We start from the raw sequence: 12,423 nt of genomic DNA on the forward strand, positions 1-12,423 counted from the left end.
GGAGGCGTTCGCGCACCGGCTTCCGGACGGCATCGAACTCGCCAGTGCCGTCCCGCTGTTGTGCGCCGGGATCACGGTGTACGCACCGCTGCGCCGATGGGGCCCGGTCTAGGACAAGAGCGTCGCCGTCGCCGGCAGTGGGCGGGCTCGGGCACCTCGCGGTACGGATGGCGGCGGCGATGGGCGCCGAGGTCACCGCCGTCAGTAGGAGCACGCGCAAACACGCGGACGCCCGGCGGCTGGGGGCCGCGCACGTCCTGGCGGCCGACGGACCGGACGGCCTCGGCGGCGCCCGCGGCCGCTTCGACCTGATCCTCAACACGGTGTCGGCCCCGCTCGCCATGGACGACCACCTCGCGATGCTCCGCCCCGGGGGCGTCATGGTGAACATCGGCGCACCGGGGATCCCGATCAGATGTGAGCCGTTCTCGCTCATCGGCGGCAACACGGCGATCGCCGGTTCGATGATCGGCGGGCTCGCCGAGACCCGGGGCATGCTCCGGTTGTGTGCGGAACACGGCATGCGGGCCGAGGTGGAGGTCATCGACGCGCGGCAGATCGACACGCAGCTACCGGTTCTCGGTGGCCTGGCCCAGGATCCAGCCGGAAGGCCACAGCCCGGCCAACCAGAAGGGGCTGGACTTCTACCGCCGGCTGATCGACGAACTCCTCGACGCGGGCATCGAACCGTGGCTCACGCTCTACCACTGGAAGCTCCCCAGTACCTGGAGGACCGCGGCGGGTGGCGCACCGGGACACCGCCGAGCGGTTCGCCGAGTACGCCGCGCTGGTGCACGAGGCGCTGAGCGACCGGGTCACCTGGTGGTGGACCCTCAACGAGCCCTACCTGCTCGGCGTTCCTCGGCATGGCGACGGGCGAGCACGCCCCCGGCGCCTGGGAGGGGCACGGCGCGCTGGCCGCCGCCCACCATCTGATGGTCCGCCACGGTCTCGCCGTACAGGCCATGCGGGCGCAGCGGCGCGGCGAGGAGAAGTTCGGGATCACCCTCAACATGACCGAGGCCCGGCCCGCCTCGGTGGACCCGGCCGACCGGGCCGCCGCCGAACGCCTCGACCTGCTGCACAACCGGGTGTTCACCGACCCGGTCCTGGGCGGCACCTGGCCGTCGCTGGAACAGGAAGTGTGGTCGGACATCACCGACTTCGGCTTCCGCGAGCCGGAGGACCCCGCCCTCATCCGGCCGCCGCTGGATTTCCTCGGCATGAACGTCTACTGCCCCACCTACGCCAAGTTCGCGCACATCGCCGATCCGGACCCGCGATTTCGCACGGCGGCCGACATCGACATGGTGTCCGCGGCCCCCGCGGACCTCCCGCGCACCGCGATGGGCTGGCCGGTCGACGCGACCGTACTCACCCAGCTGCTCCGCCGGCTGCGCAAGGACTACCCCGGCCTGCCCCCGGTCTACAGCACCGAGAACGGCGCCGCCTACCGCGACGTACCCGACGCGACGGGCACGGTGCCCGACCCCGAGCGCATCGCCTACATCGACAGCCACCTCGGGGCGGTCCAGGACGCCCTGGCCGAAGGCATCGACGTCCAGGGCTACTTCTGCTGGTCCCTCCTGGACAAGTTCGAATGGGCCTACGGCTACGCGAAGCGCTTCGGCCTCGTGTACGTCGACTAGGACGACGACCTGCGCCGCGTCCCCCAGGCCAGCTACCTCTGGTATCGGGAGCTCATCCGGGCGCAGGGGAAGCTGAGCGCTCCCAAAGCCCCTGCGCCGATCCATGGCCCGGCCTCACGCGGCTGTCCGGTCAAGCCGGAGCCGAACGGGCCCCGCGACGAGCCGCAGGCGAGACCTTCGTCCCGATCCGTTCCAGGGCGTCAAGCGCCTCGAACAGGCCGAGACGGTCGTCCTCGCCGCGGCGCATCGTCGTGAGGACGGTGGCCGCCCTGCCGCCCTCGTCCACGGTCTGCTGCAGGGCCGGGGCCAGAACCGGGTGGGCACTGATCTCGACCAGCACGTCGTGCTCGGACAGGAGTTGCTCGGTGGCCTGCGCCAGGAGGACGGGCTGCCGTAGGTTCCGTGCGAAGTAGCCGGCCGAGATCTGCCTCCAGTCCAGCACGCTTCCCGTGACCGAGGAGACCATGTCGATCCGGCCCTGCCGGGGGGTGACCCTTCCGATCGCTTGTTCCATGTCGGCCATGATCGGGTCGATCGCCGCGCTGTGCGCGGGAAGGTCGACGCGGACCATGGCCGACAGGACATTCAGCGCCTGGAGTTCGGCGACGAGCGTCTTGAGCGTGGACCTGTCGCCGGCCAATACCGTCGTCCGCGGCCCGTTCATGCCCGCGACGGACACCTCCCCGCCGTAGCGGTCGAGGTGCCGTGCGAGGTCGGAGGCGCTGAGTTCGACCACGGCCATACCGCTGTCGGAGCCCGCCACCCGGCGCTGCTGGTCGCTGTAATGGTGGACGACGCGAACGGCGTCGGGCAGCTCCAGAATGCCGGCGATGGCGCAGGCGGCGATCTCCCCGACGCTGTGACCCGCGACGGCATGGGGCCGCACGCCCACCGCCTCCAGCCACCGTGCGATGCCCACCTGGATCGCGAAGACAATGGGCTGCATGACCCCGACGTCTCCGGTCCTGGCCTTCGGCTCGTCGAGGAACAGCTCGTGGACCAGCGACCATCCGGCGTGGCGGGCGAGGAGCACGTCGCACGCCTCAAGCGCGGCGCGGAAGTCCGGTTCGGTGCGGAACAGGGTGCGCCCCATGCCGACCCACTGCTGTCCGTAGGGCGAGCAGACGAAGGCCACACGGGGTTCCTGCCGCGCGTGGCCGGGCGCGGACGCCGGCGTGACGGCCGACCCCGCCCCGACCTCCCGGGCCGCGTCCTGGGAGGCGGCGTGAGGGCCGCCCAGTTCGCTCAGGCGCCGGTCCGGCGTCGCGGCGGCGTCGAGAACCGCCAGGAAGTCCCGCATCAGTTGCTGCGCGTGCTCCGGCGCGTACAGGTCCAGGGCGAAGGTGAGGCTCACATCGATCCCCGTCGGCTGCCCGTCCCTCGTGGCCTGCTCGAAGAGTTCGAAACGGAGGTCGAAACGTGTGATGCCCTCCTCGACTGGTTCGGGCCGCACATCGAGTCCGGGCAGGCGGAGTTCGGAGGAGTCGTTGCTCTGGAAGGCGAGCATGACCTGGATGAGCGGGTGCCAGGCCGCGGAACGGGCCGGATTCAGCAACTGGACGATGTGATCGAACGGAATGTCCTGATGGGCGAAGGCCGCCAGATCGGTGCCGCGCACGCGCCGGAGCATCTCCCGGAACGTGGGATCACCGTCCGTCCGAGTCCGCAGGACAAGGGTGTTGACGAAGAAGCCCACCAGGTCGTCCAGTTGGGAATCGGCCCGTCCGGCCGTGGGGGTGCCGATGGCGATGTCGGTGCCCGCGCCACGGAGGGTCAGCACGGCCGCGAGTGCGGCCTGGACGGCCATGAAGACGCTGGTTCCGGTCTCCCGGGCCAGCTTCTGGAGGGCGCGATGGGTCTGTGCCGGGATCCGTTCGGCGGTCCGGCCTCCCCGATGGGTGGGGGTGGCCGGTCGCTGCGCTGCCACATCGATGCGCAGCCGGTCCGGCATGCCGGCCAGCTCACGCCGCCAGAATCGGCCTTGCCGGTCCAGCAGGCTGTTCGGATCCTCCGGATCGCCCAGGAGGTCGTCCTGCCAGAGCGTGTAGTCGGCGTACTGCACGGGCAGATCGGGCCAGTCCGGCCGCTGGCCCCGGCACCGGGCGGCGTAGGCGAGCCCGAGGTCCCGGGCGAGGGGCACCAACGACCATCCGTCACAGGCGATGTGATGCACAGTCAGAAGCAAGACATGGTCGTCCTCGGCGAGGCGGAAGAGTCGGGAGCGCAACGCGGTCTCGCAGGTGAGGTCGAAGGCATAGCCCGCCTCGGAGGTGAGGGCTCCGGGCAGCTCGGCCGCGGTGACCACCTGGGCCGGCAGCTCCACCGGCGCCTCGTCGGGTTCGAGCACGACCTGCTGCGGGCGGCCGTCCCAGTCCGGGTAGGCGGTGCGCAGACTCTCGTGCCGGTGGACCAGGTCTCCGAGCGCGCGCCGCAGCGCCGGCACGTTCAGCTCGCCCCGGAGGCGGTGGGCCATGGGCATGTTGTAGTTCGCGGCGGCGCCGTGCAGGCGGTTGAGGAACCACAGCCGGCGCTGGGTCTGGGAGAGGGGGATCTCCGGTGGCCGCCGCATCCGCCGCAGGGGAGGCCTGCCGTTTCCCTCGCCCTGTGCGAGGTGGCCGGCCAGGGAGGCGACCGTCGGCGACTCGAATATGGTGCGTAACGACACCTCGACGCCCAGCGCGGTGCGCACCCGGGCTGACAGCCTGGTCGCCAGCAGCGAGTGACCGCCCAGTTGGAAGAAGGAGTCGTCGATCGTGACGCGGTCGACGCCGAGCACCTGGGCGAAGATGGCGCACAGCAGCTCCTCCTTCGGTGTGCGCGGGGCACGGCCCGAGGAGATCCCCGGTACGGCGGAACCGGCCTCGGTGGGGGCGTCGTCCGGGACCTGACGGGTGGGTGCGGCGTCGTTCACGAGGCCTGCCCTACAGTCCGGTTCCGGCGCGGACAGGGGTCGGCCAGGCTTCGGGAGCCACGCCGTACTGACACAGGAAGGCGTAGACGAGCCGCTCCAGCCCGAATCCGACACACCCGCTCCTGATCACGCCGCCGGAACCGTGTGCGATCCCGAAGGCCTCGCCGAACAGGTCGTCGTGGAAGTTGAAGGATCCGACGGCGATGGTGCGGTCGGTGGCGACGGGCAACTGCAGCTCGTATTTGAGCTCCAGTAGGCGTTGTGACCAGATGCGCCCGGAGGTGTCCGTACCGCAGAAGAACGGGTCGTTGCCCACGGCGCAGAAGCCGCTCAGGCCGAGAGACTCGACGTAGGCAAACATGTTGCGCATGAAGCGTTCGCGGGCGCCGAGGACCTCCTCCCGCGTCCCCATGAACACGATCTCCCGGATGGTGAAGTCCCACAACCGTTCCATGGTGGCGGAGTAGGCGGCCTCGAAACGGAAGGACTTGCCCCGGGCCGTGACGACATGCAGCCTGTCCGAGGCGAGGGTGCGCCCCTTGTACTGGTGGAAGGTGTGGTAACACATCGTGGGCGGCAGGCAGTAGTCCACGTTGTCGCAGTGTTCCAGCACGCCGGCGTCGATGCCCGAGTCGGCGTACGTCGCCTGAAAGGCACGGTAGACGTCGATGTCGTTGCGCAATCGGCTGACGAACATCAGATGCTGCGGAAAAGCCTTGAAATAGCCGGAGGTCTGAAGCGCCGTGGTGCTGATGAGTGTGGGGTACCGCTGTTCCAGAGCGGTGAAGTCCTGCGCGAGGATCTCGCGCACGGCGGTGTCGAAGTAGGCCAGGAGGGACAGCAAGGGCTCGCCCATGGCGACCTGGCCCTCACCCGCCTTGCTCACCGCGCCCGCCGCCACGAGTTGCTCGAACACGTCCTCCTGAGCTGAACGCTGATGGGGTGACGTCCAGATCGCCTTGGGCGGTGTCACCCACTGCTTGCGTACGTCGTTGTCGACCACGAAGTTGACCTTCTCGGTCAGCACATCGCGGGCGGGGGAGCCGTTGGTGACGAGAGCCACCCCACGTATCTCCCCCTCCGCGCGGACGAGTTCGAAGCCGGTGATGTCCGGTGACACGAAGAAGAGGCGGCGTTCGATCTCCGGTGCCAGCGCTTCGGGCAGCGGGGTGTGCAGGTCGATGTGGGTGTGCGTCACGTGTGTACTCCTCGCCTGGGAGAGGGAAACGAGGCCGGCGGGCGTGACGGGCGGTGGAGAGCCACGCCCGCCGGACGGGATTCAGACGACGGTCTTCGCGGTGACGAGGCGGACGAGGCCGTCCACCGTGCGGAAGTTGTCGAAGTCCATGTCCTCGGGCCGCAGAGCCAGTCCGAGGTCCCTCTCCAGGAACTGCGCGAGCTGCATGGCGAAGAGGGAGTTGACGTACCCCAGGGCGAAGAAGTCGTCGCTATCGGCGAGAGGCTGGCCTGCCAGCTGGGGGGCGAGGAACTCCCGGATGCGCTGTCGGGCGTCGTCATGTGTCATGTTCGGCTCTCCTGTGCGATGGGTGATGTCAGTAGACGTAGAAACCGCGTCCTGCCTTGCGCCCCAGCAGTCCGGCGTCGACCATCCGCAGCAGGAGCGGGGCCGGCCGGTACTTGGTGTCACGGAAGCTCTCGTACAGGACGGTGATCGAGTTCAGGATCGTGTCGAGGCCGATGAGGTCAGCGGTTTCCAGCGGACCCATCTTGTGGCCGAAGCAGCCCTTGAACATCTTGTCGACGTCCTCGGCCGAAGCGACCTGGTCCTGCACGCAGAAGATCGCCTCGTTGATAGTCGGCATCAGCACCCTGTTGGTCACGAAGCCCGGGGCGTTGCCGACCACGATGCCCTCCTTGCCGAGTTCCCGCAGCAGCCCCAGGGCGGTGCTCAGGGTGTCGTTCGAAGTGAAATGACCCCTGACGACCTCGACCGTGTCCATCAAGGGCACCGGATTCATGAAATGCAGCCCGATGACCTCGGACGGACGTCGGGTCACCGATCCCACTCGGGTGATCGGAACCGCTGACGTGTTCACCCCGAATATCACTCCAGGACGGCACAGGGCGTCGATCTCCTCGTACACCTCGCGCTTCACGGACCAGTTCTCGGTGACGTTCTCCACCACGAAGTCGACGTCGGCCAGGGCCGTCAGACCGGTGTCGCAGCGGATGCGGTCCCGGACGGTGTCGGCGCCGTCCTTGAGCGTGCTCACGCCGAGCATCTCGTTGACCAGCAGATCGCGCCGGATCTGTGCCATCGCGCTGTCGAGCTGACTGTGTGACACGTCGACGAGGACTACCTCGATGCCCGCCTCGGCAAAGGACTGGGCGACCCCCCGGCCGATGGTCCCGGCCCCGACCACCCCTACTGTGCGCACGCTCACGCCGTACCGCCTTTCTCAAGAGAGGGAGCCGTCCATGGCTCCGGAACCTTCGCGGTCAAGGTGCTTGGCCAGCTCCGCGACCGTCTCGTACGTGTAGAGATCCGCCATCGACACCCGGACCTGCATCAGCTTCTGGATCCGCTGCGCCAGCCGCAGCCCGCCAGCGAATCGACCCCGAGCGCGAAGGAACTGTCGTGGACGTTCAGTTCGGCCAGACCCAGCTCAGTGGCCCAGATGTGGGCGAGCGTTCGCTCGGTCCCGGTGTACGTGTCCTCTTTGTTGCCCAGGAGCCTGAGCCGTGCGGGATCGTCGCCGCTGCGCGCGGTGTCCGCCGGGGGTGCCGCGGAGTCCTGTGCGGATGCCGCGGCCCGGCGGATCGGCTCGGACAGCACGACATGGCCGCGGTCCACCAACGCGGCGAGGGGGCCGTCGGCCCGGGCGAGCCGCGGAGAGTTGATCTCGCCCACGATGACCGACCGGCCCGACGAGGAGAGGATCTCCTCGTAGCTGCTCAGCGCCTCCTCGACGGGGAGAGAGCGGAAGAAGCCCTGGTCCCGCGGTACTCCGTGGTCGAAGGCCATACCGACATCGAGCCAGTCGCTCCAGCCGATCGTCACCGTCCTGCGGCCACGCGCTGAGCGCTCGTCGGCGAAGTGGTCGAGGTAGCTGTTCGCCGCGGTGTAATCGCCTTGGCCCGCGGCTCCGAAGACCGAGACCGTCGAACCGAAATTCACCATGAGCTTCGGCGGGGCGTCGCGCGTGACGAGGTCCAGCACCGCGGCGCCGAGTACCTTGGGTGCCAGGGTGCGCCGGAAGGTCTCGGGGTCCTTGCGGAAGAGGAAACCGTCCCCTGCCACGCCGGCCGCGTGCACCACGTAGTCGACCGCTCCCAGCTCGCCGCGGACGAGCCGGACGATCTCCGTCATCCGCGCCGGATCCACGACATCGGCGCTGTAGGTGCGGACCTCCGCCCCGCTGCCGGCCAGCTCGCGCAGGATCCCGATCCGCCGCCGCAGCGCGGGGTCGACGACCTCGTCCCACCGCTCCCGGGGCGGCATTTGCGTACGGCCGACCAGAGCCAGGCGTATTCCTGGGACGGTACGGCTCAGGTGACGGGCGACCGCCAGGCCGAGGCCGCCGAGTCCGCCCGTGATGAGGACGACATCGCCTGCTCGGACGTGCGGGATGTCAGGGTCTTTCTTCAGCTGGACGGGAACCAGCTGGGCGACATGGCGTACCCCGTCGCGCAGGGCCACGGTCGCGGGGGTGCGCACGCCGAGAAGTTCGGCGCACACGGCGTCGGCGCCGGTGTTCCCGCAGACGTCGACGCAGAGCACGCCCAGCCCGTCGTTCTCCAGCGCCGCCACCTTGGCGAGGCCGAACAACGTGGCGTGCACGGCCTCCGTCGCGCTCTCACGGCCCGTCACCCGGGCGACGGACGGGGCGACGACACTGAGCCGGTCCGGCATGGCGCCGTGTCCGGAGAGGCACTGGAGCAGGTGGAACAGGCTGTGGACGCCCCGTGACAGCTGTGCGTCGAGGATCGCCGGCTCGTCGTGGAGACGTGGGTCCACCGGCCCGGCGACGTGCACCACCTCGTCGAACACCGGGCCGCCGAGCGCGTCGAGCAGCCGGCCGAACCCGTCAGGCGTGGGCGGCACACGGTAGCGGCCGGCGTCCACCGCCGACCAGGAATCGTCGAGCGTTGCCTCGGCGACATCGACGCCGTGCGCGCGCAGGGCCTCGCCGAGCTGCCCGGCCATGCCGTTGTCCTCTCCCACCAGCAGTACACGGCGAATGCCCGCCGGCGTCCCGGTGGGCGCGGGCGCCTGGACCCAGCGAAGGGCGTGGTGGCGGGCGTGTGGACGCAGTTGGGCCACGGTGCGCCGTGCGTCGGTGACGCGCTTGACGGTGAATCCGGTGATCTCGACGGCCACCGCTCCGGATTCGTCGCAGACCAGCACGTCGGTCTTGCGCACCTCGCCGTCGCCGCCGTGGTCCGCGTGCGGTCGGGCATAGCTGATCCCACGCCGCGGCAGCGCGGTGTGGATGCGCAGCGAGTCGTAGCCGACGGGCAGGAAGAACCCGCGGTCCTCGCGTGCCCGGAGCGAGTTGGCGGCGCTCCGCAGGACCGCGAAGCCGTGGAATCCGGTGGCCAGGTCGAGCAGCGCGGGGTGCAGGGTGTGATCGCGGCACTCGGACGCGTACTCCTCGGGGAGGTCCAGCTCTCCGAGCGCGCGGCGCACGCCCACCCGAACCGTCCGCAGACTCCCCTGCCAGCGGTGGCCGAACTCCATGGTCGTGTGCTCGGCCTGGTGCGCCGCGGTGTCCACAGTGTCCAGCACACACTCCGCCCGCAGTGCCGCCACGTCACGCTGGCGAGGCTTCTCCGGATGCGGGAGGACGCTCACCGTCCCCTGGACATGCAGGGTCCATGTGTCGTCCCGGGGTTCGTGGCTCGCCACGGTGAACGTGGCCAGGCCGTCACCGGCCTCACGCACGGTGGTGTGCACCGTGCGGGACGTTCCCTCCTGCACCAGCAGCGGGACGAGGAAGGTGACGTCACGAATCTCCGTGGCCGGTAGCCCGAGCAGAGTCTCCGCGGCGGCACGGCCCATGTCGAGATACGTCGTGCCGGGCACGATCGCCTCACCGAGCAGTTTGTGCTCTGACAGGACCCAGTGCCGGTCCACCGCGAACTCGGTGAGGAAGACGCACTGGTCCATCGACCGCACCAGGAGGCTGTCGAGCAGGGGATGCGGTCCGGGAGTGGCACGCGGCGCGGCTGTCTGCGGAGTGGCTGTGTCGATCCAGTGGTGTTTGGGGTTGAGGGGGTGGGTGGGGAGGGGGATGTGGTGGTGGGTGTGTGGGGGGTGGTAGGTGGTCCAGTTGGGTGTGGTGCGTGGAGCCAGAGGTGGTGGAGGGTTTTGTGTATGTGGTGGGTGGGGGGGTGGTTGGTGTGGGGGTGGGGAGTGAGGTGTGGGTGTGGGTTTGGTGTGGTGGTGGGTGGTGAGGGTGCGTCGGGTGAGGTTGGTGAGGGTGTGTCCGGGGCCGAGAGGTAGGTCGGTGGCGGGGTGTGGCGGGGGGTGTTGGGTGGTGGTGATGCTGGTGGCGAATTCGACGGTGGTGCGGATGTGTTGGGCCCAGTAGTGGGGGTCGGTGGCTTGTTGGGGGGTGAGGGGTTGGCCGGTGGTGTTGGAGATGAGGGGGTGGTGGGGGGTGTTTTGGGGGTGTTGGCGACGGCGGTGGTGAATTCGTCGAGGATGGGGTCCATGAGGGGGGAGTGAAGGCGTGGTGGGTGTTGAGGGTGTGGGTGGTTCCAGCCGCGTTGGTGGGCGTGGGTGGTGAATTGGTGGATGGCGTGGGGTGGGCCGGAGATGACGCAGTCGTGGGGGCCGTTGTGGGCGGCGAGGGAGGTGTGTGGGGGGAGGGCGGCTTGGACGCTGTCGCGGTCGGCGAGGACGTGGAGCATGGTTGCCGGGGGGGTTGGTTTTGCATGAGGCGGGCGCGGAGGGTGATGAGGGTGAGGGCGTCGGGGGAGGGTGAAGATGCCGGCGGTGGTGGCGGCGGTCCATTCGCCGAGGCTGTGGCCGATGGGGTGTGGGGGGTGATGCCCCAGTGTTTCCAGAGTTGGGTGTGAGGGCGTTATTGGAGGGTGAAGAGGGCGGGTTGGGCCCATTGGGTTTGGTTGAGGAGGTGGGTGTGGTTGTTGTTCCAGAGGATGTCGCGGATGTCCGGTGTGGTATGAGGGGGTGAGGTGGGTGGTGCATTCGTCGATGGCGTGGCGGAAGGGGGGTGGTGTTGGGAGGCCGTGGGCCATGTGGGGGTGTTGGGAGCCTTGGCCGGTGTAGAGAGGAAGACGAGGGTGGTGTGTCGTAGGGGGTGTGGTGGGTGGTGGTGTGGTGGGGGTCGCGGGTTTCGAGGGCGGTGGCGATGTGTCGGGGGTGGTGCCGGTGACGGTGCGGCGGTGGGGGAAGGTGTGGCGGCCGTGGGCGAGGGTGTAGGCGGTGTGGGTGAGGTTGGGTTGGTGGGTGCGGAGGTGGTGGGCGAGGTTGTCTGTTGCTTGTTCGAGGGCTTGGGGGGTGCGGGCGGAGAGGATGAGGGTGTGGGGGAGGTCAGGGATGCCAGAGGTGCCGGGGATATCGCGGTGTCGGTGTGGGTGTCAGCGATGGGTGTGGTGTCAGAGGTGCCGGGATGGTGGGGGTGGGGGGTGGTTCTTCGATGATGAGGTGGGCGTTGGTGCCGCCGAAGCCGAAGGCGCTGATGCCGGCTCGGCGTGGTGTGGTGGTGGGTGGCCAGGGGGTGGGGTGGTGGTGTGATGTGGAAGGGGGTGTGGTGGAGGTTGGTGTCGGGGTTGGGGGTGTGGTGGTTGAGGGTGGGGGGCAGGAGGTGGTGTTTGAGGGCGGGACGGTTTTGATGAGGCCGGCGATGCCTGCTGCGGCGTCGAGGTGTCCGATGTTTCCCTTGACGGTGCCCAGGACGCAGTCGCCTCGTCCGCCGAACGCCCGCTCCAACGCCTGAACCTCGATGGAGTCACCGATCAGCGTGCCGCTTCCATGCGCTTCCACATAGTCGATGTCCTCCGAGGCGACCTGCGCCGTGTTCATCGCCTCGGCGATCACGGCGGCCTGACCGGCGACGGTGGGCGCCGTGAAACTCGCCTTCTGAGCGCCGTCGTTGGTGACGGCGGAGCCCTTGATGACGAGCGTGGATGGTTTGTCCCGTCGGCGAGGGCGTCCTCCAGCCGCTTCAGCACGACCACTCCCACGCCGTTGCCGAAGACCGTCCCGCGCGCCTGCGCGTCGAACGGGCGGACATGGCCGTCCGGTGAGAGGAACGAACCCTCCTGATGGAGGTAGCCCCGGTTCTCGGGGACCTTGTAGGCGACCGCGCCCGAGAGCGCCATGTCGCACTCGTAGGCGAGCAGGCTCTGGCAGGCGGTGTGCACGGCGACCAGCGAAGTGGAGCACGCGGTCTGTACCGGGATGCTCGGACCCGTGAGATTCAGCTTGTGGGACACCCGGCTTGCGAGGAACGCCAACTCGAAGCCCAGACCGGCGTTCTCTGTTCTGAGTACCTCGCCCTGACTCCAGTTGCTGTAGATGTTCTCCAGTAGGCCGACGTTCGGCGCCGGCGTAGACGCCGATGGTGCCGTCGTACTGTGCGGAGTCGTAGCCGGCGTTCTCCAGTGCCTGCCAGGCGGTCTCCAGGAAGAGGCGGTGCTGGGGGTCCATGAGCTGGGCTTCGCGGGCGGTGTATCCGAAGAACTCGGCGTCGAAGAGGCCGGCGTCCTGGAAGCGTGGTCCGGCCTTGACGAAGTCGGGTCGGTTGAAGGTTTCCGGTGGTACTCCCGCCGCGGTGAGTTCCTCGTCGGTCAGGGTGACGATCGACTCGACGCCGTCGCGCAGGTTGCGCCAGTATTCGTCCAGGTCCGCGGCACCGGGAAAGGCCCCGCCAT

The 12,423-nt window shown here is 69.0% G+C and carries 9 protein-coding genes and 4 pseudogenes; 3 read left to right on the forward strand and 10 right to left on the reverse strand.

Annotated elements, in window-relative coordinates; translation table 11 throughout:
• Nucleotides 1-179 precede the first annotated feature (179 nt).
• The 3 genes and pseudogenes from AB5J49_RS46680 to AB5J49_RS46690 all read left to right on the forward strand — a co-directional run.
• A pseudogene (locus AB5J49_RS46680) lies at nt 180-452 on the forward strand (zinc-binding dehydrogenase); the annotation flags it as partial.
• A gap of 130 nt (nt 453-582) precedes the next feature.
• A pseudogene (locus AB5J49_RS46685) lies at nt 583-687 on the forward strand (family 1 glycosylhydrolase); the annotation flags it as partial.
• Between the two features lie 179 nt (nt 688-866).
• Nucleotides 867-1,649 (forward strand): family 1 glycosylhydrolase, encoded by a 783-nt coding sequence (locus AB5J49_RS46690; RefSeq protein WP_369174934.1) that lies wholly within the window; start codon nt 867-869, stop codon nt 1,647-1,649.
• A 130-nt stretch (nt 1,650-1,779) separates the two neighbouring features.
• Here AB5J49_RS46690 and AB5J49_RS46695 read toward each other — a convergent pair whose 3' ends face one another.
• The 10 genes and pseudogenes from AB5J49_RS46695 to AB5J49_RS46740 all read right to left on the reverse strand — a co-directional run.
• Entirely contained in the window at nt 1,780-4,560 is a 2,781-nt protein-coding gene (locus AB5J49_RS46695) for a condensation domain-containing protein (protein WP_369174935.1), read from the reverse strand.
• A 10-nt stretch (nt 4,561-4,570) separates the two neighbouring features.
• Nucleotides 4,571-5,758 carry a hypothetical protein gene (locus AB5J49_RS46700; protein ID WP_369174936.1) on the reverse strand — a complete coding sequence of 396 codons (1,188 nt, stop codon included), beginning with the start codon at nt 5,756-5,758 and terminating at the stop codon, nt 4,571-4,573.
• Nucleotides 5,759-5,839: 81 nt separating this feature from the next.
• Nucleotides 5,840-6,085, reverse strand: coding sequence for an acyl carrier protein (locus tag AB5J49_RS46705; protein ID WP_369174937.1), 246 nt, complete (start codon nt 6,083-6,085; stop codon nt 5,840-5,842).
• Between the two features lie 28 nt (nt 6,086-6,113).
• On the reverse strand, nt 6,114-6,965 hold the full coding sequence (locus tag AB5J49_RS46710) for a 3-hydroxyacyl-CoA dehydrogenase family protein (protein ID WP_369174938.1): 852 nt from the start codon (nt 6,963-6,965) through the stop codon (nt 6,114-6,116).
• A gap of 15 nt (nt 6,966-6,980) precedes the next feature.
• Nucleotides 6,981-7,091 (reverse strand): hypothetical protein, encoded by a 111-nt coding sequence (locus AB5J49_RS46715; RefSeq protein ID WP_369174939.1) that lies wholly within the window; start codon nt 7,089-7,091, stop codon nt 6,981-6,983.
• Nucleotides 7,091-10,288: an SDR family NAD(P)-dependent oxidoreductase gene (locus AB5J49_RS46720; RefSeq protein ID WP_369175486.1), complete on the reverse strand. Its 3,198-nt coding sequence runs from the start codon at nt 10,286-10,288 to the stop codon at nt 7,091-7,093. The genes AB5J49_RS46715 and AB5J49_RS46720 overlap by 1 nt, the downstream gene beginning before the upstream one ends.
• Nucleotides 10,183-10,785: pseudogene (locus tag AB5J49_RS46725) on the reverse strand (acyltransferase domain-containing protein); the annotation flags it as partial. The gene AB5J49_RS46720 and the pseudogene AB5J49_RS46725, both read right to left, overlap by 106 nt.
• A 295-nt stretch (nt 10,786-11,080) precedes the next feature.
• Entirely contained in the window at nt 11,081-11,665 is a 585-nt protein-coding gene (locus AB5J49_RS46730) for a ketoacyl-synthetase C-terminal extension domain-containing protein (RefSeq protein ID WP_369175487.1), read from the reverse strand.
• Complete coding sequence (locus AB5J49_RS46735) at nt 11,584-12,078, reverse strand: beta-ketoacyl synthase N-terminal-like domain-containing protein (RefSeq protein WP_369175488.1); 495 nt, start codon at nt 12,076-12,078, stop codon at nt 11,584-11,586. The genes AB5J49_RS46730 and AB5J49_RS46735 overlap by 82 nt, the downstream gene beginning before the upstream one ends.
• A pseudogene (locus AB5J49_RS46740) lies at nt 12,062-12,409 on the reverse strand (beta-ketoacyl synthase N-terminal-like domain-containing protein); the annotation flags it as partial. The pseudogene AB5J49_RS46740 and the gene AB5J49_RS46735, both read right to left, overlap by 17 nt.
• Between the last annotated feature and the right edge of the window lie 14 nt (nt 12,410-12,423).

It is taken from the genome of Streptomyces sp. R28 (genome assembly GCF_041052385.1).
Classification (GTDB): Bacteria; Actinomycetota; Actinomycetes; order Streptomycetales; family Streptomycetaceae; genus Streptomyces.